Origin of the sequence: Microvirga roseola (assembly GCF_020866965.1) — a bacterium.
GTDB lineage: Bacteria > Pseudomonadota > Alphaproteobacteria > Rhizobiales > Beijerinckiaceae > Microvirga > Microvirga roseola.
The window spans coordinates 20,678-39,536 of record NZ_JAJATX010000002.1; the positions used below are offsets into that span (position 1 = coordinate 20,678).

At 65.9% G+C, this 18,859-nt stretch carries 18 protein-coding genes; 6 read left to right on the forward strand and 12 right to left on the reverse strand.

Going from position 1 to position 18,859, the window contains the following annotated elements:
- Positions 1-23: 23 nt before the first annotated feature.
- Positions 24-236, forward strand: a complete 213-nt coding sequence (locus tag LG661_RS01515) for a hypothetical protein (protein WP_230530098.1) — start codon at positions 24-26, stop codon at positions 234-236.
- Between the two features lie 129 nt (positions 237-365).
- Here LG661_RS01515 and LG661_RS01520 read toward each other — a convergent pair whose 3' ends face one another.
- On the reverse strand, positions 366-1,265 hold the full coding sequence (locus LG661_RS01520) for a peptidylprolyl isomerase (RefSeq protein ID WP_230530099.1): 900 nt from the start codon (positions 1,263-1,265) through the stop codon (positions 366-368).
- A 250-nt stretch (positions 1,266-1,515) separates the two neighbouring features.
- Here LG661_RS01520 and secA point away from each other — a divergent pair, with 250 nt between their 5' ends.
- The gene (secA, locus tag LG661_RS01525; protein ID WP_230530100.1) at positions 1,516-4,329 is read left to right on the forward strand and encodes a preprotein translocase subunit SecA; all 2,814 of its coding nucleotides are present in this window, start codon (positions 1,516-1,518) and stop codon (positions 4,327-4,329) included.
- Between the two features lie 82 nt (positions 4,330-4,411).
- Here secA and LG661_RS01530 read toward each other — a convergent pair whose 3' ends face one another.
- The 4 genes from LG661_RS01530 to LG661_RS01545 form a co-directional block, all read right to left on the reverse strand.
- Complete coding sequence (locus LG661_RS01530) at positions 4,412-5,209, reverse strand: L,D-transpeptidase family protein (protein ID WP_230530101.1); 798 nt, start codon at positions 5,207-5,209, stop codon at positions 4,412-4,414.
- 272 nt (positions 5,210-5,481) lie between these two features.
- Positions 5,482-6,753, reverse strand: coding sequence for a L,D-transpeptidase family protein (locus LG661_RS01535; RefSeq protein ID WP_230530102.1), 1,272 nt, complete (start codon positions 6,751-6,753; stop codon positions 5,482-5,484).
- Positions 6,754-7,022: 269 nt separating this feature from the next.
- A complete protein-coding gene (locus tag LG661_RS01540; RefSeq protein WP_230530103.1) occupies positions 7,023-7,976 on the reverse strand; it encodes an acetyl-CoA carboxylase carboxyltransferase subunit alpha in 954 nt (317 codons plus the stop codon).
- A 125-nt stretch (positions 7,977-8,101) separates the two neighbouring features.
- On the reverse strand, positions 8,102-8,845 hold the full coding sequence (locus tag LG661_RS01545) for a class I SAM-dependent methyltransferase (RefSeq protein WP_230530104.1): 744 nt from the start codon (positions 8,843-8,845) through the stop codon (positions 8,102-8,104).
- Between the two features lie 117 nt (positions 8,846-8,962).
- On the opposite strand from LG661_RS01545, the gene gloB reads away from it, so the two are divergent.
- Positions 8,963-9,730 (forward strand): hydroxyacylglutathione hydrolase, encoded by a 768-nt coding sequence (gene gloB, locus LG661_RS01550; protein ID WP_230530105.1) that lies wholly within the window; start codon positions 8,963-8,965, stop codon positions 9,728-9,730.
- A 34-nt stretch (positions 9,731-9,764) separates the two neighbouring features.
- Positions 9,765-10,532: a GNAT family N-acetyltransferase gene (locus LG661_RS01555; protein WP_230530106.1), complete on the forward strand. Its 768-nt coding sequence runs from the start codon at positions 9,765-9,767 to the stop codon at positions 10,530-10,532.
- Here the strand turns inward: LG661_RS01555 and yddG are convergent.
- The 3 genes from yddG to LG661_RS01570 all read right to left on the reverse strand — a co-directional run bounded on the left by yddG (position 10,501) and on the right by LG661_RS01570 (position 13,602).
- A complete protein-coding gene (gene yddG / locus LG661_RS01560; protein ID WP_230530107.1) occupies positions 10,501-11,379 on the reverse strand; it encodes an aromatic amino acid exporter YddG in 879 nt (292 codons plus the stop codon). The genes LG661_RS01555 and yddG overlap by 32 nt on opposite strands.
- 73 nt (positions 11,380-11,452) lie before the next feature.
- Complete coding sequence (gene phbB / locus LG661_RS01565) at positions 11,453-12,178, reverse strand: acetoacetyl-CoA reductase (RefSeq protein ID WP_230530108.1); 726 nt, start codon at positions 12,176-12,178, stop codon at positions 11,453-11,455.
- A 245-nt stretch (positions 12,179-12,423) separates the two neighbouring features.
- Positions 12,424-13,602, reverse strand: a complete 1,179-nt coding sequence (locus LG661_RS01570; protein ID WP_230530109.1) for an acetyl-CoA C-acetyltransferase — start codon at positions 13,600-13,602, stop codon at positions 12,424-12,426.
- Between the two features lie 226 nt (positions 13,603-13,828).
- Between LG661_RS01570 and phaR the strand changes: the two genes are divergently transcribed.
- Positions 13,829-14,404 carry a polyhydroxyalkanoate synthesis repressor PhaR gene (gene phaR, locus LG661_RS01575; protein ID WP_230530110.1) on the forward strand — a complete coding sequence of 192 codons (576 nt, stop codon included), beginning with the start codon at positions 13,829-13,831 and terminating at the stop codon, positions 14,402-14,404.
- 24 nt (positions 14,405-14,428) lie between these two features.
- Here the strand turns inward: phaR and LG661_RS01580 are convergent, their stop codons facing one another.
- From LG661_RS01580 to mtgA, 3 genes are all read right to left on the reverse strand, one after another.
- The gene (locus LG661_RS01580; protein ID WP_230530111.1) at positions 14,429-16,063 is read right to left on the reverse strand and encodes a GGDEF domain-containing phosphodiesterase; all 1,635 of its coding nucleotides are present in this window, start codon (positions 16,061-16,063) and stop codon (positions 14,429-14,431) included.
- Positions 16,064-16,254: 191 nt separating this feature from the next.
- Positions 16,255-16,440 (reverse strand): 50S ribosomal protein L32, encoded by a 186-nt coding sequence (rpmF, locus tag LG661_RS01585; RefSeq protein ID WP_230530112.1) that lies wholly within the window; start codon positions 16,438-16,440, stop codon positions 16,255-16,257.
- Between the two features lie 124 nt (positions 16,441-16,564).
- The gene (gene mtgA, locus LG661_RS01590; protein WP_230530113.1) at positions 16,565-17,353 is read right to left on the reverse strand and encodes a monofunctional biosynthetic peptidoglycan transglycosylase; all 789 of its coding nucleotides are present in this window, start codon (positions 17,351-17,353) and stop codon (positions 16,565-16,567) included.
- Between mtgA and LG661_RS01595 the strand changes: the two genes are divergently transcribed.
- The gene (locus LG661_RS01595; protein WP_230530114.1) at positions 17,352-18,278 is read left to right on the forward strand and encodes a polyprenyl synthetase family protein; all 927 of its coding nucleotides are present in this window, start codon (positions 17,352-17,354) and stop codon (positions 18,276-18,278) included. The two genes, mtgA and LG661_RS01595, sit on opposite strands and share 2 nt — an antisense overlap.
- On the opposite strand, the gene LG661_RS01600 is transcribed toward LG661_RS01595, so the two are convergent.
- Positions 18,275-18,820, reverse strand: coding sequence for a GNAT family N-acetyltransferase (locus LG661_RS01600; protein ID WP_230530115.1), 546 nt, complete (start codon positions 18,818-18,820; stop codon positions 18,275-18,277). The two genes, LG661_RS01595 and LG661_RS01600, sit on opposite strands and share 4 nt — an antisense overlap.
- Positions 18,821-18,859 lie beyond the last annotated feature (39 nt).

An 18,859-nucleotide genomic window follows, 5' to 3' on the forward strand; every position in this document is an offset into this window, starting at 1 on the left:
CTCAAGCAACCAAGGAGGCGAATATGACGGGCAAGCATCCCAAGTCCAAACCGGAAGAGCGTCCGCGCAGCGATCTCAACGTCGATCCGGGTATCGGTCGCTCCAAGGGTTCCTACATGACAGGCGAGGACCCGCGCGATCTCGATGGCGGATCGACCTTCCAGGGCGACGTGAAGAACGAGACCACCCGCGAGGGCGGTGTCGATCCGAAGAAGGTCGGCCGGACGAACAAGTGACGCTGAACGTCTCCCTTCTCCTAGCGGGGAGGGAAAGGAGCGGCGCGACTTGCTGGCACTGCCGCACAGCGTCAAAAGAAAAAGGGCGGCCCGGAGGCCGCCCTTCTCATTCTTCGAACCTGAAAAAGCTTACTGCTGCTTCGGCTGCTCAACCAGATTGCCCTTGTCGTCGAGACGCTCGATCTTGGCGTCCTTGCGCAGGCTCATAATGAGGTCCTGCTGCGCCTTGCGGCCGAGATAGGTTTCCACCTGGTCCTTCGTCTCCTCGAAGGTCGGAACGGGCTTGGTGCGCTTCTCTTCGACCTTGATCACGTGCCAGCCGAACTGGGACTTCACCGGATCGGAGACCTGGCCGGGCTCCATCTTGAAGGCGGCTTCTGCGAAGGCCTCGACCATGCGGTCCTTGGTGAAGAAGCCGAGATCGCCGCCATCCGTCTTGGAGCCGGGATCCTTGGAGAGCTCGGCGGCCACCTTGGCGAAGTCCTCGCCGCCCTTCACGCGCGCTGCGGCCTTCTTGGCCTCCTCCTCGGTCTCGACGAGGATGTGGCGGGCGCGGACCTCCTGCTCGGGGGTGATGCTCTTCACCGTCTCCTCGTAGAGCTGGCGGGCGGCCTCAGGCGTTACGGCCTTCTGAGCCTGCTGCTCCAGGTATTCGTCGAGCAGGGTCTTGTCCCGGTTATAGGCCAGCTTGCGGGCGAAGTCGGCGCTGTCCTGCACCTTGGCCTTCTCGGCCGCCTGGGCGCCGAGCTTCAGGTCGACCAGGTAGCCGATCAGCAGGTCGCGCTTCTGGGCCTCGGGCACGTTGGGCAGCTGCAGGGCGGGATCGGCGGCCGCAACGTCGAGGTCCCCTTCCGTAATCTCGATCCCGTTCACCCGGGCGACAACCTTGCTGGGATCGACCGCGGAGGTGGATTCCGGAGCGGCAGGGGTGGTCGAAGGCGTGGTCTGAGCGAAGACGGCGCCTGCGGCGAGGGGGAGGGCGACGCCCAGGGCGAGAAGGCTCTTACGGACGGGTGACGATAGGACCATGTGAATTCCTCAGTGAGCGTGAGCGCGCTCACGCATGGAAGCGATCACATGGCCCGACCTGTTTACGTTTGCAAGAGATGGCATATTTATGCCACAGCATCCCCCGCCTGCGGGGCCTTCCCAGGGACCAAGCCTGTGGAGGGCGGCTGCGCCACTCGGGCACAGCCTTTAAGATGCGCTCGGGCATAATTAGGTCTATAAGGCGGCGCACGCCGCTTTCTCCTGCATTCTGGAATTCTGAAGGCTTTCGATGTTCGGTTCTCTCGCGAAGAAAATCTTTGGCTCGGTCAACGATCGCCGGCTGAAGTCCTACCGGCCGAAGGTAGCGGCTATCAACGCGATGGAGGCCGAGCTCGAGGCCCTGTCGGACGAGCAGCTCCGGGCCCGCACGGACGAGTTCAGGGCCCAGCTCGCAGCCGGCAAGACCCTGGATGACATCCTCATCCCCGCCTTCGCCACCGTTCGCGAGGCGGCCAAGCGCACCCTCGGCCAACGACACTTCGACGTGCAGCTCATCGGCGGCATGGTGCTCCATGAGGGCTCCATCGCCGAAATGAGGACCGGCGAGGGCAAGACCCTGGTGGCCACGCTTCCCGTCTATCTCAATGCGCTCGCTGGCAAGGGCGTCCACGTGGTCACGGTGAACGACTACCTCGCCCGCCGCGACTCCGAGTGGATGGGCCAGATCTACCGCTTCCTCGGCCTTTCGGTCGGCGTCATCGTCCATGGGATCGACGATTCCGAGCGCGCCGCGGCCTATGCGGCGGACATCACCTACGGCACGAACAACGAGTACGGCTTCGACTATCTGCGCGACAACATGAAGTACGAGATGGCGCAGATGGTCCAGCGGGGCCACAACTTCGCCATTGTGGACGAGGTGGACTCGATCCTCATCGACGAGGCCCGTACGCCGCTCATCATCTCCGGCCCCCTCGACGACCGTTCCGACCTCTACAACGCCATCGACAAGGTCATCCCGCGCCTCGACAAGAGCGATTACGAGCTCGACGAGAAGCAGCGTTCCGTGGCCCTCACGGAGGCCGGCACCGAGAAGATCGAGGAGCTCCTGCGCACCGAGGGCCTCCTGAAGGAGGGCGATCTCTATGACGCCCAGAACGCCACCCTCGTTCATCACATGAACCAGGCGCTCAGGGCCCACACCCTGTTCCAGCGCGACAAGGACTACATCGTCCGCAATGGCGAAGTCGTCATCATCGACGAGTTCACCGGCCGCATGATGCCGGGCCGCCGCTATTCGGAAGGCCTGCACCAGGCGCTCGAGGCCAAGGAGCACGTCCAGGTCCAGCCGGAGAACCAGACGCTCGCCTCCATCACCTTCCAGAACTATTTCCGCCTCTACAGCAAGCTTGGCGGCATGACCGGCACGGCGGCGACGGAAGCCGACGAGTTCATGGAGATCTACAACCTCGACGTTGTCGAGATCCCGACGAACCGCCCCGTCTCCCGCATCGACGAGGACGACGAGGTCTATCGGACGATGGAAGAGCGCTACAAGGCGGTCATCCGCGATATCGAGGCCTCCTCCGCCAAGGGTCAGCCGATCCTGGTCGGCACGACCTCCATCGAGAAGTCGGAGCTGTTGGCCGAGATGCTGATCAGGGACGGCTATACTCTCATCGACTTCGAGAACCCGCAGGCGCTGGAGCCGCTCTATCGCGATGCCCGCGCAGGCCGCGGCACCAGGCACTTCGCCGTGCTCAACGCCCGCTTCCACGAGCAGGAGGCCTTCATCGTGGCCCAGGCCGGCGTGCCCGGCGCGATCACGATCGCCACCAACATGGCGGGCCGCGGAACCGACATCCAGCTCGGCGGTAACGCCAAGATGCGCATCGAGCGCGAGCTCGAGGGTGTGGAGGGCGAGGAGCGCGTCCGCCGTGAGAAGGAAATCATGGACGAGGTGGTGGCCTTCAAGGAGAAGGCGCTGGCCGCCGGCGGCCTCTACGTGCTCGGCACCGAGCGCCATGAATCCCGGCGTATCGACAACCAGTTGCGCGGCCGCTCGGGCCGCCAGGGCGATCCCGGCCGCTCCAAGTTCTACCTGTCCCTCCAGGACGACCTGATGCGTATCTTCGGCTCCGACCGCATGGACGGAATGCTGCAGAAGCTCGGCCTGCAGGAGGGCGAGGCCATCGTCCACCCGTGGATCAACAAGGCCATCGAGCGGGCGCAGGCAAAGGTCGAGGCGCGCAACTTCGACATCCGCAAGAACATCCTGAAATACGACAACGTCATGAACGACCAGCGCAAGGTCGTCTTCGAGCAGCGCAAGGAGTTCATGGCGGAAGAGAGCGTGCGCGAGACCATCGACGACATGCGCCACGGCGTGATCGAGGACATGGTCTCCCGGACGATCCCCGAGAACGCCTATGCGGAGCAGTGGGACGTCGCCGGGCTCAAAGAGGGCGTGGCGAACTATCTCAACCTTGACCTGCCCATCGAGGACTGGGCCAAGGAGGAGGGCATCGCCGACGAGGAGATCCGCGAGCGCATCACCAAGGCTGCCGACGAGTCCTATGCTCAGCGCATCGAGCAGAACACGCCCGAGGTCATGAACTACGTCGAGAAGCAGGTCCTGCTTCAGAGCCTCGACCACCTCTGGCGCGAGCACCTCGTAACCCTCGACCACCTGCGCCAGGTCATCGGCTGGCGCGGCCTCGCCCAGCGCGATCCGCTGAACGAGTACAAGTCGGAGGCCTTCGAGCTCTTCAACACCATGATCACGCATCTGCGCGAGCAGGTGACGGGTCAACTCATGCGCATCCAGGTGGTGTTCCAGCAGCCGGAGCCCGCGGAGCTTCCGCCCATGTATGCGCAGCATCTCGACCCCGCCACCGGTGAGAACGAGATGGACATGCCGCAAGGCGCAGCCTTCGGCGCGGGTTCGGCGCTCGGCTTTGCTGCGACCGCGGCCACGACGGAGCCGACGGTGTCCCGCGATCCGAACGATCCCTCGACATGGGGCCGCGTGGGCCGCAACGAGCCCTGCCCCTGCGGCTCGGGCAAGAAGTTCAAGCACTGCCACGGTCAGTTCGTCGCCTGAGGCGGCAAGCGCCCGCACTAACGAAAAGCCCGGCTCGCGCCGGGCTTTTTTGCTTCAGGGCAGATAGCAGCCGTGGCTTGCTTCACCAGGCGGCAATCGGCTCGCACCGGTCCGTGGCCGACGGCGTGAAGGCGTAGCGTCCGTTGCACACATAGGCCTTGGGCGGCTGCTTTGTCCGCTCGAAGAAGTCGTAGCCTTCCTTGAGGTTCGACCAGTAGGACGCCCAACGGTGCCCGTCCTTCTCGGCCAGGACCTTGTCCGTCATGCGAAACGGGAAGGCATGGACGCGGACCTCCGACTGTCCTGCCTGGAGCGCAGCCTCGACAACCGTGTAGATGTCGCCGATGACCCTGTCGGTCATGGCGTAGCATCCGATGGAGACGCAGTCTCCATGGACCATCAGGAAGGACCCGCTCCGCCCGAAGGTGCGGTCATAGGCGTTCGGAAAGCCAAGATTGAAGGCGCGGAAATAGTTGCTGTTCGGGTTCAGCTGCTTGAGTCCGACGGCATAGAAGCCCTCGGGACTCTGCCCGTCGCCTTCCGCGAGCTTCGGGCCGATCTCGCCCGACCACGTGCAGATCGGGTAGGTCTCGAAAAGCTCGAAGCGGTCCCCGCGAAGAAGCCAGAGCTCGAGCTCGCTCTCCTGCTTGAAGATCCTGATGAAGGCGGGGCTGCCCAGGCGGAACCCCTTCTCGGCCAACAGGTCCGAGACAGGCTTGGAGGAGCCGAGGCGAACCTGGGCTCCCCATTCCGGATTGAGGAATTCGACGATTCTGACGGCCCTGTCGGAGGCGCTCTGCAGGATCTGCGGGTTCAGCGCGAGAAAGCCGATGCCGACCAGGGCCATGAGCCCCAAGGTGATCGCAATGAGTCGGCGCATGGGACAAGGGTCTCCTAACAGGGTTCAAGATTGCCGGAAAGCGCCGATTCGGGTCGCGGGCACGGCAATCGCGCCGGTAGGATACGCCTCGATCAGGAAACAAATGCTCAACAAAAAACCCGCCATTTGGCGAGTTTCTCACGTCAGGTCGCTAAAGCATCGGACCCAAAAGTGGACTCGCACTTTTGGGATCCCATCCGATGCTTTCTCTTGGGATGAGAGCATCGTGCGGAAAACCGGACCCACTTTTCCGCACGATGCTCTAGCGGGGTTCAGTTCGCCGAGACCATCTTCACGCCGGAGCCGGCCTGCGCTCGCTTCTGGGGAATGGCGCTGCGCTGGGGCGGGAGCGGAACGGGAGCGAGCTGAACGGCTTCCGGCGCGGGCTGGACCGCCGGGGACGAGCTGCGGAACAGGTCGCCGACGCTGCTGAACATCCGCTTGTAGAAGGGCGTCTCCTGCTGGGCGGGAGCGGCCTCTTCCACCGGGGCGGCGGCCGGAGCCTGGGCAACGGGCTGTGCCTCGGGAGTTGGCGCCGCTGGAACCTCCTGCAGCGAAGCGAAGGCGAGCGCGGTGGACGGCGCTTCCGGCCTCGGCCGGCCGCTGTCATCGAGGGCGATCTGCTGCGGGCCGGACGCAATGCCCTCGGTGCGGCTCACATAGCCGAGCCTCTTGTCGCTGACGCCGGTGACGTTGGCGAGCGCCGTGCGGAAGGAATCGTGAGTGTCGCCGTCATGATAGACGAGCTTGATCGGCTTCACGCCCTTGGCGACCAGTTCGGCAACCTGCTGCTCGTCCTGGCGCTGCTTCTGCGCGACGGCGGTTGCAGTGGTCTCGTCGATATTGAACTGGTAGCGCCTATTGACCACGGCCACGCTCAGCTCTTCCTTCGTGACCTCGAAGGTATCAGCGCCTTCCTTCAGGTTCTTCCAGAAGGCGATGTTCGGATCCAGGCGATGCTTGGCCAGGTTCTCGGCGGTCATCCGGAAGGGATAGGACTGGAACTGGAAGCCGCGCTGGCCTGCGGAGAGCGCCTCGCGGGCGATGGCGTAGATCTCTGCGACGTTCTGGTCCGTCATCGCGAAGCAGCCGCGAGAGGAGCACGAGCCGTGGACCATGATGTCGCCGCCCGTACGGCCGAAGGACCGGTCATAGGCGTTCGGATAGCCGGTGTCGAAGGACAGGTAGTAGGAGGAGTTCGGGTTCATCTGGGCCGGACTGACCGTGTAGAAGCCCTCCGGCACCTGGCGGTCGCCCTCGCGCTGCTTGGGCCCGAGCTGGCCCGACCAGCGGCAGATCGGATAGGTCTTGAGGAGCGCGTACTTGCCGTTGGCGCCGCGCTTCCAGACTTCCAGCTCCGATTCCTTCTTGTAGGCCCGGACCAGGATGGGATCGTCCTTGGACATGCCCTTGGCCGACATCAGCGCCATGGTGGCGGCCGGGATCGGCTGAAGGTGGCGTGTGGAGCCTTGGGCCAGACGGTCGTTCTGGCAGGCGGCCAGCGCGAGCGCCAGGCTCGCGGCCAATGCGATACGCTTCATCATGGGGACCCCGCAGTTTTTGATCTGCCCGGCCTCATGCCGAGCAGTTCCCCTATATGCTTAAATCGTTAGCCTTAAGCGCCCCTTACCGCAAGCGGGCGCGTAATAGAGTCATAGTTAATTGGAGGTAAAAAGTCCGTCCATTGTGGCGAAATGAGGTTCCATCCAGCGGATCACCAGACCCGACCCGCTCTTAGGCCGCTGAAGACGGGCTTGCTCGCCTCCCCGCGTAGGGGAGGGAGGCATATCGGCAGTCCGCACGAGGGGGGCGCTTAAAGCTTCCGCCCGATGGCGAGGAACTTGTCCGCCCGGTGGTCGCGCAGTTCCGCGGGGCCCATATTGCCGAGATCGTGGAGGGCTTCCTCGATGACGTTTCCGGCGGCCTGGATCGTGGCCTGCGGGTCCCGGTGCGCGCCGCCCACGGGCTCGGTCACGATGCCGTCGATGATGCCGAGCCGCAGGAGGTCCTGGGCGGTGATCTTCATGTTCGTGGCGGCGTCCTGGGCGCGGGCCGCGTCGCGCCAGAGGATTGAAGCCGCGCCTTCCGGCGAGATCACGCTGTAGATTGCGTGCTCCAGCATCAGAACCTTGTTGGCGGTGGCGATGGCGATCGCGCCGCCGGAGCCGCCCTCGCCGATGACCACGGAGACGTTCGGGACGCCGAGTCCCAGCTGCGTCTCTGTCGAGCGGGCGATGGCCTCCGCCTGCCCGCGCTCCTCCGCCTCGATGCCGGGATAGGCGCCGGCGGTGTCCACGAAGGAGATGACCGGCAGGCCGAAGCGGTCGGCCATTTCCATCAGGCGCACGGCCTTGCGGTAGCCCTCGGGGCGGGCCATGCCGAAATTGTGCCGGATGCGGGTTTCGGTGTTGTGGCCCTTCTCCTGGCCCAGCACGCAGACGGGCTGGCCGCGGAAGCGGCCGAAGCCGCCGACGATGGCCTCGTCCTCCGCAAACTTGCGGTCGCCGGCCAGCGGCGTGAATTCGGTGATCAGCCCGGCGCAGTAATCGACGAAATGGGGGCGCTGCGGATGACGCGCGACCAGGGTCTTCTGCCAGGGCGTGAGCCTGCCGTAGAGATCCTTCAGGGCGTCGGCCGCCTTGGCCTCGAGCCGGGAGATGTCGTCCGCGATGGAGACCGCGTCCCGGTTCTCACCGAGCGCCCGGAGCTCCTCGACCTTGGCTTCCAGTTCGGCGACAGGCTTTTCGAAATCGAGATAACTGCGCATCAGACTCTATGGAAAATGATAACCGGCGCTGGCTCTTGCAGGCCTGGCCGGAGCGGGCGGACACTGGCGTTTCAGGGGGCTCAAGTCAAGCTGAGCCCCGCCTTGATCCCCAAAACCCGGCGAAATCAAGGACATTCCGCCACGCAGGAGGCGGGAGCAGGAATAAAAACGGGAACCGTGCGGTTGGCGCGCCGGACCACGCGCACCGCACCGGGGCGATAGAGCTGCTTCGTCGCCTCGACGATGTGAAGTCCCGCGCCGGGCATGGAGAGGCCCGAGCCGATCCGCTCCCAGATCTGGCCGGTCTGGAGCAGAAGGCGGTTGCGCAGGGGCGGCATGTAGAGGGTCTCGGCCCAGCCCTCCGGCGAGAACCAGGTCTGGCGCATCAGGCTCTTGAGCTGGGAGCGGCTGTAGGGCTGGCCGTAGCCGAAGGGGGTCGTGTCCATGCGCGCCCACAACCCGCGCCGGTTGGGAACCACCATGATGATGCGTCCGCCCGGAGTCAGGATGCGCCAGATCTCGTGCAGGAGATCGCTCGGGCTCTCCACCGTCTCCAGGGCATGCACCACCAGGACCCGGTCGATGGAGGCGTCGGGCAGGGGCATCATCAGCGGGTCGACGAGAGCGGCCGCCGAAGCTCCGGTGCTCGGCCAGTTCACGACGCCCTGGCTCGCCGGCATGAAGGCGATGGTGCGCTCGCATTCCTCCCGCACCGCCGCGAGATAGGGGGGCGCATAGCCGAGGCCGAGCACGCGCAGGCCGTGCAGGTGGCCCCAGAAGCTGTCGATGGCCCGCCCCACATAGCGGCAGGTCACGCCGCCCAAGGGGCTGGCGTAGAAGCTGCGCAGATCGGTGATGTCTATACTCATGCCCTGTCCGCTCGTGCCTGGCCGCCCCTTTCCCGAGAGCCGCTGCAAGTCAAGATCTGGTTTCCCGGCCGAACTGTCCCATGATAGCTCATGACGCATCAAGTAAAGGGGCCCGCCATGTCCGCGCAAATCCACGTCTTTCGTTGTCTTGACGACAATATCGGTGCCCTGATCCAGGATCCCAATACGGGGGCCTGCGCGGCCATCGACGCGCCGGAGGAGGGGCCGATCCTTGCGGCGCTCGCGGAAACCGGCTGGCAATTGTCCGACATCATCGTGACGCACCGCCATGCCGATCACGTGCAGGCGATCGAGCCCCTGAAGCGCCGCACCGGCTGCCGGGTGGTCGCGCCCGTGAAGGCCCGCGATGCGGTGCCTCTCGCCGACGCCTTCGTTCGCGAGGGCGATACGGTGATGGTCGGTGACCTCCAGGGGCATGTGTGGGAGACGCCAGGCCATTGCGCAGACCACATCTCATACTGGTTCGCCGCCGATCGCGCTCTGTTTGCGGGCGACACGCTCTTCACTCTCGGCTGCGGGCGCATGTTCGAGGGGACCTATGCCGGGTTCTGGGCCTCGCTCCAGCGTCTGGCGGCTCTTCCCGACGAGGCGCGGGTCTATTGCGGCCACGACTACACGCTCTCGAACGCCCGCTTCGCGCTCGCCGCCGATCCGGACAACGAAGCCCTCAAGGCGCGGGCGGCGGAAGCCGAACGGGCGAAGGCCGAGGGCCGCTTCCTGGTGCCGAGCACCATCGGCCAGGAAAAGGCCACCAATCCGTTCCTGCGCGCAGGCGAGCCGGCGCTCGCGAAATCCGTGCAGAAGGAGGGGGCGAGCCCTGTCGAGGTGTTTCAGGCCTTGCGCGAATGGAAGAACAGGTTCTGATGAGGCGAGAGCACACCAGGAGCGTTTGAGCCTCATGAGCGATCAGAGCCTCGTCATCGGATTGGAAAGCCGGCTCCTGAACGCCTGGCCGTCCTTCGACTACCAGGCCTATGACGGCTGGATCCTGCGGCTCGCCAACGGCTATTCCAAGCGCGCCAACTCCGCCACGCCCCTCATGCCTGGCGCGGCCCTCGACGACGATCTCCTCGACACCATGATCGCGCGTTTCGTGGAGGCCAATGTGCGCCCCACCTTTCGCCTCAACGGGCTGCAGGCGGCGGATGCGGATCAGCGCCTGGCCGAGCGCGGCTTCCAGGAGATCGAGGCCACCTGTGTGATGGTGGTTCCCGTCAGGGAGGGCGACTGCGCCGTCGATCCCGAGGTGCGCCTCCAGGCCGAGGTCACCAAGCGCTGGGTGCGGGAGGCCGCGGAATCCTATGGCGGCGATAAGGCCGACGATTCGACCCTGATGCAGATCGTCTCCCGCATCCGCCAGAAGGCGGCCTTTGCGACCCTCGATCTCGACGAAAAGCCGGTCGCCTGGGGACTTGGCGTGGTGGAGCGGGGCTATGTGGGCCTTTACGACATCGTCGTTTCGCCGGAGTTGCGCGGCATCGGTCTAGGGCGGCGCGTGGTCTCGAGCCTCATGGCCTGGGGCTACCAGGAGGGTGCCCATACGGCCTATCTCCAGGTCCGCGAGGAGAACGAGGTCGCCCGCTCCCTCTATCGGTCCCTCGGCTTCGGGGACGCCTATCGCTACACGCACCGGGTCATGCCGCCGCCGCCGCCCGCTTCGGCGTAAGCGTCGCGACGAGGGCGCCGAGGACGATCAGGCCGCAGGAGGCGGCGAGCGTCAGCGACGGCTCCGCATAACCGGCAAGGACGAGAAGCAGCGTCGAGAGCACGGGAGCCGCATAGGAGGCGACGCCGAGCAGGCGGATGTCGCCCCGCTTCATGCCGATGTCCCAGACATAGAAGGATCCGCCCACCGGGCCGAGACCGAGCGCCACGAGCGCGAGCCACTGCATGGAGGTCTCGGGCCAGACGGTCGTCTCGAACATCAGGTGGCAGACGAGGCTCAGGAAGGCCGCCATTAGGCAGAAACCGGCCACCGCGTCGGTCGGCACCTGGCCGAAGCGGCGGGACAGAACCGAGTAGCTGGCCCAGAAGAAGGCGGCGACGACCGCGCAGAGATAGCCGGGAATGTCTTCCGCCCGCGCATCGAGGGATCCGCGCCCGGCGATGAGCACGACGACTCCCGCAAATCCGAGCAGCGCTCCGACAATGTGGGCCCGCCGGAGATGCTCGCCCGGCAGGAGCGAGGAGAACAGGACGATCAGGAGCGGCCAGAGATAGTTCAGCAGGCCCGCCTCCGCCGGCGGAGCCCAGCGCAAGGCGGCGAAATAGAGGGCGTGATAGCCGAAGAGGCCGCTCAGGCCGAGAGCCCAGACGATGGGTTTCTGACGCAGGGCCCTGATCCCCTGGGGCCGCACGATCCAGCTCGCCATTCCGAGAAGCCCGCCGATCAGGAAGGTCATCGCCACGAGCTGAAACGGGGGGATCCGCCCCGTCGCCACTGTCAGCAGGGCCAGGAGGGACCAGAGAAGAATGGCTGTGAAGCCGATCAGGGTGGCGGTGCGAGTCGTCATGATGACCGCCATAAACGAAAGCCCTCCCGCTGAGGAGGGCCCTTGGAGCTTTATTGCGACACGCCGGGCGGCGTCAGGCCATGTATTGCCCGCCGTTGAGGGACAGGGTCGAGCCGGTGATGAAGCCCGCATCGTCGCCGGCGAGGAAGAGCACCCCACGGGCGATCTCCCCCGCCTCCCCGAGGCGGCCGACCGGGATGAGGGGAAGGATCTTGGATTTGAGAACCTCTTCCGGCACCGCCTTCACCATCTCGGTGGCGATGTAGCCGGGTGCGATCACGTTGACGGTGATCCCCTTGTTGGCGTTCTCCAAAGCGAGCGCCTTGGCGAAACCGACGACGCCAGCCTTGGCGGCCGAGTAGTTCGCCTGTCCCATCTGACCCTTCTGGCCGTTGATGGAGGAGATGATGATGATGCGTCCGAAGCCGCGCTCACGCATGCCCTCGATCACGGGCCGCGTACAGGTGAACATGGAATCGAGATTGGTGCGCATGACGGCCGACCACTGGTCGAAGGTCATCTTGTGGAACATGCCGTCGCGGGTGATGCCCGCATTGTTGACCAAGATGTCGACGGGGCCGTGCTCGGCCTCGATGCTCCTGATCCCCGCCTCGCAGGCGGCGGCGTCCGATACGTCGAACTTGTAGACCGGGATGTCCGTCTCGGATTTGAACTTGTTGGCGGCCTCGTCATTGCCGCCGTAATTGGCCGCAACTGTATAGCCTTTTTCCTTGAGGGCCATCGAGATCGCGGCGCCGATGCCGCGAGTGCCGCCGGTGACCAATGCAACGCGCGCCATGTCTGTCTCCTTCCCGAGCCGTTCCCATGCGGATCTCTGTCGGATCCATTCCATCCCGAGGCAGCAAATCACGCTGCCTAAGGCATAGTTTAGTATATGTGGCGAAGCGGAAAAGAATGAAGCTCCGTAATTTCCCGGAGAACTTTCGTCCTAAAGAAGAAGGGCCGCGCTCCTCGACGAAAGCGCGGCCCGTTCTGTTATCCTATTGGGAGCGAGGCGGCCTGCGCCCCGCTCTCGAGAACGCCTCAGCGCTCCACGCACATGGCGACGCCCATGCCGCCGCCGATGCAGAGAGTGGCGAGGCCCTTCCTCGCATTGCGGCGGCCCATCTCGTGAAGCAGGGTCACGAAGACACGCGCTCCCGACGCGCCGATGGGATGGCCGATGGCGATGGCGCCGCCGTTGACGTTCACGATGGACGGATCCCAGCCCATGTCCTTGTTGACCGCGAGCGCCTGCGCCGCGAAGGCCTCGTTCGCCTCGACGAGGTCGAGATCGGAAGCCTTCCAGCCGGCCTTCTCCAGCGCCTTGCGCGAGGCCGGGATCGGGCCCGTGCCCATGATCGCCGGATCGACGCCGGCGGTGGCCCAGGAGACGATCCGGGCGAGCGGGGTGAGCCCGCGCCTTTCGGCCTCGGCCTCGGTCATCAGCACGACGGCCGCCGCGCCATCATTGATGCCGGAGGCGTTGCCTGCGGTTACCGTGCCCTCCTTCGAGAAGGCGGGCTTGAGCTTCGCGAGAGCCTCGACGGTCGTGCCGGCGCGGATGTACTCGTCCTGGTCCACCGCGATGTCGCCCTTGCGGGTGGAGATCGTCACCGGCGTGATCTCGTCCTTGAACCGGCCTTCCTTCTGGGCGGCCTCGGCCTTGTTCTGCGAGGCGGTGGCGAACTGGTCCTGCTCCTCGCGGGTGAGCTGCCAGCGCTGGGCCACGTTCTCGGCGGTGTTGCCCATGTGGTAGCCGTTGAAGGCGTCCATCAGGCCGTCCTTCAGCATGGTGTCCGCGAGCTTGAAGTCGCCCATCTTGGTGCCAGAGCGCATATGCGCCGCGTGCGGGGCGAGCGACATGGATTCCTGTCCGCCCGCCACGATGATGCTGGCGTCGCCGTTGGCGATCTGCTGCAGGCCGATGGCGACGGTGCGCAGGCCCGAGCCGCAGAGCTGGTTGAGGCCCCAGGCGGTCTTCTCCTGCGGCACGCCCGCGGCCATGGCCGCCTGGCGGGCCGGGTTCTGGCCCTGGCCGGCGGTAAGGATCTGGCCGAGGATGACCTCGTCCACTTCCGCTCCGTCGACCTTCGCGCGCTCGAGCGCCGCCTTGATGGCGACCGCGCCGAGCTCATGCGCGGGGGTATTGGCGAAGGCGCCGTTGAACGAACCGACGGGGGTGCGTGCAGCGCCGACGATGACGATGCTGTCTCGGGCCATTCCGATCTCCTGTGCTGGCCTGCCTATGCGCGAGGCAAAGTGCTGATGATCCGATCAAAGCGCGCAGCGGGTCGAAGTCAAGCACACTATGGTCGAGGGACCGTGAAATCCCGCCTGCGCTTTTAAGGCTTTGACCAAATCCGGGAACCCACTAATCTGGGCGCGGCTCAAGCCCGGAAGCGGGCCCGGGCCAGCGCTTTGGTCACTAGTACTGCATCGGGATCCCATGGCGACGGACAAGCAGCCGACGGTCATCAAGAAATACGCCAACCGCCGCCTCTATCACACCGGCACCTCGACCTACGTGACGCTGGAGGACCTGGCGGAGATGGTCCGCGGCGGCGAGGATTTCGTCGTCTACGACGCGAAGTCGGGCGAGGACATCACCCGCACGGTCCTGACCCAGATCATCTTCGAGCAGGAGAGCAAGGAGGGGCAGAACCTCCTTCCCGTCACCGTGCTGCGCCAGCTCATCCGCTTCTATGGCGACAGCATGCAGGCGCTGGTGCCGAGCTACCTCGAATTCTCCATGAACAACCTGTCCCGGGAACAGCAGAAGCTGCGGGACCAGATGGCCCAGGCCTTCGGCCCCGGAGCCTTCCAGGCCATGGAGGACCAGATCCGCAAGAACATGGGTCTCTTCACGGAAGCCATGCGCATGTTCTCGCCCTTCCCCCCGCAGCGGCCCGGAGGTCCAGTCGAGACCAGGGCCGAGGCGGAGGAGACCTCCGACGAACTCGACGCCCTGAAGCGCCAGATGGCCGACATGCAGGCAAAGCTCGAGAAGCTTTCAGGCAAGTAGGCGCAGGGCTTCAGGCGGGCGGCTTCACGCCCGCTTTTTCCGTTGTCCGAGGCTGTCGGCCTGTCGGATCGCCTCAAGCTCCCCGAACAGGTTTCCATCTAGATAATCCACGCCCCAGGATTCCAGCAGGCGGGCGGTTCCCTCGTCGTCCACCCATTCCGCGGCGGTGGGGATACCGAGGTGCTGCGCCCTGTCGATCAGGGTGCGCAGGTAAAGGCGGTCGTCGGTCGAGCGCCCGAGGGGCTGGATGAAGACGCCGTCGAGGCGGACGAGATCGACCGGCAGGTCCTGAATCTGCGACAGCGCCACATGGCCGGCCCCGAAGCCGGAGACGGAAAGGCCGATCCCGAGGGCCTTCATGGCATCCAGCCGGCCCCTGACGGCAGGTATATCCGCAAGCGCGCTCTCGTCGATCTCGATCATGAACCGCGAGGCGATCCCCGGTCGCGCGCCGAGATGGGCGGCCAGCACCGCCAGCCACTCGGGATCCTGCAGGGCAGCCGCGGAGAGGGGCAGGGCGAGGCGCTCCTGGCCATGGCGGGCGAGGCGATCCGCCGCCAGTTCCAGCAGGCGGGATTCCAAGAGAAGGGCAAGCCCGTCCACATCCCGGCGAGGCGGGAGCGGGACCGTGCGCCCGTCGGAAAGGGCGAGACCGGCGCAGGCCCGGGTCATGGCGCTGGCGCGCGTGCGGGAGTCCACCACCGGGCGACAGGACAGGCTCAGGCTGCGGCTGTTGAGGGCGGCAAGCCAGTCGAAGGGATCGCGCTTCGCGCTCGGCTTCGACGGGGCGTGGCGGAGATCGTGGACCCTGGTGGTCTCGCCGCGTTCGATGCCGAGACTCAGCGCCTCCTCGGCAAAGCGCAGCAGCTTCACGGCCTTGAAGGTGTGATCCGGCGCGCAGGCGGCGGCGAGATGCAGGGAGGAGGCCGCCGGATGGCCTCTGAGCAGGTCCGCCAACCGCCTCATGGCGCTGGCCGCCTCGATGGCCGGGCAGCCGACCAGGGCGAGGGCGAAGCAGTTGGGACCAAGGGCCGCGAAATGGTCTTGCCGGCGCATCATCGGGCGGAGCCTGTGGCCGATCTCCGCCACCGTGACCTCGTCCTCGTCCTGGAAACACCCGACGATCAGGGTGCAGGTCTGGGAGAGGCGCAGGGCCTCGTTGATGGAGGCCTGAATGGAGCGGAGCAGCTCCGAGCGCGACACGATGGCGGCAGGCAGGAGATCGGGCGTGCTGGCCTGGATGTCCGCGCGCAACTGGCCGCGTACGAAAGCGGGCCGCCCACGGCCATCCGGCAGCCAGCGGCCGCAATCCAGCACCATGACGACCCGGTCCGGTCCGAAGCGCAGGGCATGGCGGGTATCATAGGTTCCGCTCGGGCTGGCGCCTTCCGCGATCGCTTCATGGCGGGAGGACCCGCTGCCGGGCTCGACCAAGCGGGCGAAGGCCGCGCCCGTCTGGGGCAGGTCGTCGTCCGAATCCAGACCCAGCGCGGATGCCGCGTGAGGTCCCCAGGACAGCGTGTCGGAGGCGAGATCCCAGGCATAGACGGTGCCGGAGGAAGAGGCCCGGCCGGAAGGGAGGGAAGGCTGACGGCGCCTGCGCGACGTCCGGGATGCGCCCGAAAAGATCCCAGCCCGCCCCTGACGCTTCGACCCCATCTGACCCAACACCCCGACGCAGAGGGGCTGGAGGACGGCGAAACGGCTCGCGGCCCGGTCGACAACCCCTTTGATGCAAGGGAGCAGGATCGGCGCAAAGCCTTAAGAAATCTTGAAAGCTTCAGGCGTCAGGGCACAAAAAAACCGGCGCATGGAGCGCCGGTTCCTGATTGTCGCATGAAGCGTGGATCTTACGCTTCCGACTTCACCTTGAGGACCTGACGGCCACGGTACATGCCGGTCTTCAGGTCGATGTGGTGAGGGCGGCGCAGCTCGCCGGAATCCTTGTCCTCGACGTAGGTCGGGGCCTTCAGGGCATCGGCGGAGCGACGCATGCCGCGCCGCGACGGCGACGTTTTTCTCTTTGGAACGGCCATTTATCTCGTCTCCGGTCAATAGCGGAGCGCCCGCTTAACCGGGGAACGCTCACATCTCAGTCTTGATGAGGTTGCGCCTCATACAAGGTATTCGGGGAAATATCTAGCCCCTTTGAGCGCGCGGTCAGGGTTTCAGGCAGGCGCTGTAGGGGGCGGCGCCCGCCATGCGCGCCACGAGTTGTCCCGCCAGGGCGCCATGCCGGCCCGAGGGGCGGGCCGGGTTACGCGCGAGGGGATTGGGCAGCGCCTTGGCCAGAAGGGCAGCCTCCCGGCGGCTCAGGCTCTGGGCCGGTTTCCTGAAGTACTTCTGCGCGGCGGCCTCGGCCCCGAAAACTCCTTCGCCCCATTCGGCGATGTTGAGATAGACCTCCATCATCTGCCGCTTCGACCAGATCAGGTCGAGATAGAGGGCGACCGGGATCTCCAGGCCCTTCCGGACATAGGATCGATTCGGCCAGAGAAAGAGGTTCTTGGCCACCTGCATGGGGATGGTCGAGGCGCCCCGGGAGGGACCGTCCTCGTCGGCGGCCTCCACCACCTGCCAAAGGGCATTCCAGTCGACGCCGTGATGCTCGCAGAAGAGGCTGTCCTCGGATGTCATCACCGCCAGCGGCAGATGGGGCGAGATCTCGTCGAGGCTCACAAAATCGCGAGCCATAGGCTGCAGGGTCATCCAGCGGCCGAGCATGAGCGTCGAGACCGGGGGCACGACCCAGTACAAAAGGCCTAGCCAAAAGACCGCCGCAACCCATAAGAGGATGAGACCGAGGCCGATCCGGACGGTGCGTCGAAACAGGCGGGCGGCCGATATCGGCTCCCGCGACCGACCCGACCGCAGCGTCCATCCCGGCCCGGAACGTTCACCATTTTCCTCGGACGGGATCGCAGATCCCTCCGAATCCGGGCTCGTCATGACGCCATCCACCAGCACTTTCACGGCGCGGCTCAACGAGGCCGCCGGGGTTGTCGAAGCAAGTCTCGAGGCCTTGCTATCAGACAAAGCGGAGCAGGGCGAGATCGCCCGGCCCGCCCGCCTCATGGCGGCCATGCGACATGGGGCCTTGGGGGGCGGCAAGCGCCTGCGGCCCTTCCTCGCCATCGAGACGGCCCGCCTCTTCGGAAAGACGGGGGAGGGACCCCTGCGCGCGGGCTGCGCCGTCGAGCTCCTGCACTGCTATTCCCTCGTCCATGACGACCTGCCCTCCATGGACGACGACGACCTGCGCCGGGGCCGGCCCACGGTCCACAAGGCCTATGACGAGGCCACCGCGATCCTCGTGGGCGACGCCCTGCAGACGCTGGCCTTCGAGGTCCTGGCCGATCCCGAGACCGATTCCGACCCCGCCATCCGCTCCGATCTCGTGCTCGGCCTCGCCCGCGCCTCGGGACTCGGGGGCATGGTCGGCGGCCAGATGCTCGATCTCGCCGCCGAAGGCCGCTACGGGGCGGCGGATCTCGGGGAGGCCGATGTCAGGCTCCTCCAGATGATGAAGACGGGCGCGATCCTCACCTTTTCGGTAGAAGCGGGCGCAATCCTCGGCCGGGCCGACGCGGCGACGCGCCGGCGCCTCGTGGAATACGGGCGGGCGCTGGGCGCGGCCTTTCAGGTGGCGGACGACATCCTCGACCGGGAATCCTCCGCGGAGGCGCTGGGCAAGCGCACGGGCAAGGACCTCGAGAAGGGCAAAGCGACCCTCGTGGACCTTCTCGGGCTCGACGGCGCGCGGCGCGAATGCCGCCATCTCGTAGAGAAGGCCGAGGCCGCCCTGGACGGCTTCGGCCCGCCGGCGGATACACTGCGCGAGGCGGTGCGCTTCGTCGTGGAGCGGCAGGTCTAGAGCGTCGGAACCCAGAAGCGGAGCTTCGTGCGCCCCGGAAGGCGGTCGTGGGGGAACGTACCCGCTGCGACGCCGCCATTGGCGAGAATCACCTTCTGCGAGGCCAGGTTGTCGTCATCGCAGGTAATCAGGACGCGCGAAAAGCCCTCGTCGCGGGCGAAGGGCAGGATCTGGCGCAGCGCCTCGGTCGCGTAGCCGCGCCGCTGCTTCCAGGGCACGATGGTGTAGCCGATATGCCCGTGGACCTTGGGCGGCATCTCCTCCGTGCCGCGCTGGAAGCGGAAGCCGATCCGGCCGCAGAATTCCCCATCGCTGATCCAGAAATCGTGCGCCGGCAGGCGCGGAACCTCGGTACCATCGGCAAGGCGAAGGGTCGGGCTGCTGTAGAGATCGTACAGGAAGCGCTCAGGGTCCTGCCTGAGCTGCCGCAGCTGCTCCTGGCTGACATCCTGCGTCGTGTCAGGCGACCAGCCCTGGGCGAGGGCATGTTCGTAAGCCGGCAGCCACTCGAGGCTCGGGCGGATAAGGACAATCTCGGTCATGGAGACCTGAGACTGACACCGGCTCACGCGAAGGGCAAC

What these genes read in the sequence shown, in the direction of transcription:
- LG661_RS01515 (WP_230530098.1), top strand. Translation starts at nt 24, where the DNA reads ATGACGGGCAAGCATCCCAAGTCCAAACCGGAAGAGCGTCCGCGCAGC.
- LG661_RS01520 (WP_230530099.1), bottom strand. Translation starts at nt 1,265, where the DNA reads ATGGTCCTATCGTCACCCGTCCGTAAGAGCCTTCTCGCCCTGGGCGTC.
- secA (WP_230530100.1), top strand. Translation starts at nt 1,516, where the DNA reads ATGTTCGGTTCTCTCGCGAAGAAAATCTTTGGCTCGGTCAACGATCGC.
- LG661_RS01530 (WP_230530101.1), bottom strand. Translation starts at nt 5,209, where the DNA reads ATGCGCCGACTCATTGCGATCACCTTGGGGCTCATGGCCCTGGTCGGC.
- LG661_RS01535 (WP_230530102.1), bottom strand. Translation starts at nt 6,753, where the DNA reads ATGATGAAGCGTATCGCATTGGCCGCGAGCCTGGCGCTCGCGCTGGCC.
- LG661_RS01540 (WP_230530103.1), bottom strand. Translation starts at nt 7,976, where the DNA reads ATGCGCAGTTATCTCGATTTCGAAAAGCCTGTCGCCGAACTGGAAGCC.
- LG661_RS01545 (WP_230530104.1), bottom strand. Translation starts at nt 8,845, where the DNA reads ATGAGTATAGACATCACCGATCTGCGCAGCTTCTACGCCAGCCCCTTG.
- gloB (WP_230530105.1), top strand. Translation starts at nt 8,963, where the DNA reads ATGTCCGCGCAAATCCACGTCTTTCGTTGTCTTGACGACAATATCGGT.
- LG661_RS01555 (WP_230530106.1), top strand. Translation starts at nt 9,765, where the DNA reads ATGAGCGATCAGAGCCTCGTCATCGGATTGGAAAGCCGGCTCCTGAAC.
- yddG (WP_230530107.1), bottom strand. Translation starts at nt 11,379, where the DNA reads ATGACGACTCGCACCGCCACCCTGATCGGCTTCACAGCCATTCTTCTC.
- phbB (WP_230530108.1), bottom strand. Translation starts at nt 12,178, where the DNA reads ATGGCGCGCGTTGCATTGGTCACCGGCGGCACTCGCGGCATCGGCGCC.
- LG661_RS01570 (WP_230530109.1), bottom strand. Translation starts at nt 13,602, where the DNA reads ATGGCCCGAGACAGCATCGTCATCGTCGGCGCTGCACGCACCCCCGTC.
- phaR (WP_230530110.1), top strand. Translation starts at nt 13,829, where the DNA reads ATGGCGACGGACAAGCAGCCGACGGTCATCAAGAAATACGCCAACCGC.
- LG661_RS01580 (WP_230530111.1), bottom strand. Translation starts at nt 16,063, where the DNA reads ATGGGGTCGAAGCGTCAGGGGCGGGCTGGGATCTTTTCGGGCGCATCC.
- rpmF (WP_230530112.1), bottom strand. Translation starts at nt 16,440, where the DNA reads ATGGCCGTTCCAAAGAGAAAAACGTCGCCGTCGCGGCGCGGCATGCGT.
- LG661_RS01595 (WP_230530114.1), top strand. Translation starts at nt 17,352, where the DNA reads ATGACGCCATCCACCAGCACTTTCACGGCGCGGCTCAACGAGGCCGCC.
- mtgA (WP_230530113.1), bottom strand. Translation starts at nt 17,353, where the DNA reads ATGACGAGCCCGGATTCGGAGGGATCTGCGATCCCGTCCGAGGAAAAT.
- LG661_RS01600 (WP_230530115.1), bottom strand. Translation starts at nt 18,820, where the DNA reads ATGACCGAGATTGTCCTTATCCGCCCGAGCCTCGAGTGGCTGCCGGCT.